Source organism: Campylobacter concisus, assembly GCF_902460895.1.
Taxonomy (GTDB): domain Bacteria; phylum Campylobacterota; class Campylobacteria; order Campylobacterales; family Campylobacteraceae; genus Campylobacter_A; species Campylobacter_A concisus_BC.
Window position 1 is genome coordinate 1 of record NZ_CABPVL010000043.1, and the last position, 639, is coordinate 639.

1 protein-coding gene is annotated in these 639 nt (G+C 32.1%); it reads left to right on the top strand.

Translation table 11 applies throughout. The features are described 5' to 3' along the window. A partial coding sequence (locus F3G98_RS10685) for a hypothetical protein (RefSeq protein ID WP_188117017.1) occupies positions 1 to 639 on the top strand: 639 nt, incomplete at both ends.

Sequence of the window (639 nt, forward strand, 5' to 3'; positions counted from 1 at the left end):
CATAAGCTCAAATGTAGATGGTAGTATGGATTTAAGGGTGCTAACTAAGAGTGGGCAAAAGGATATCAAAGATGAGTTTAATACAGCCACTGCCATAACAAAAGCACTAAATGCAATTATAGAAACAGGTGAGTTTAATTTTAATAGTGAAGTAAAAGAAAATGTTGCACAGTATGAAGCTGGGAAACTATTAGGCAAAGAACTGGCTCAAAAACTAATAGATGATAGTGTCACCATAGAAGAAAAAGAAGCCTTAGGAAATAAATTTATAGAGCTATTTGCAAGTAGAGCAGGTCTTGACCTTAATGGCATATCTTTAAGAATAATTGATGATAAATTTGCAAAAGGAAAAGACGATAAAGAATTTTTCGGACATTTCAATAATGGATCAATAATACTAAATTTAGCTCACATTAAAAATGTTGATCAGTTTGTAAGCACTCTAGGGCATGAGTTAAAACATGCCATGGATTATAAAGCTGGTAGATTTATACCAGGAGATGGTAAACAAGATAGATATGCAAAACTAAAAGAAGATAGTTTTAGCGACTATCTAAACAAAGCTCTAAATTTACAAGATAGTGGCATCAATGCCAAAGATGCAGCGATAAAGTATATTAAAAATCAAAGTAGCTTAAA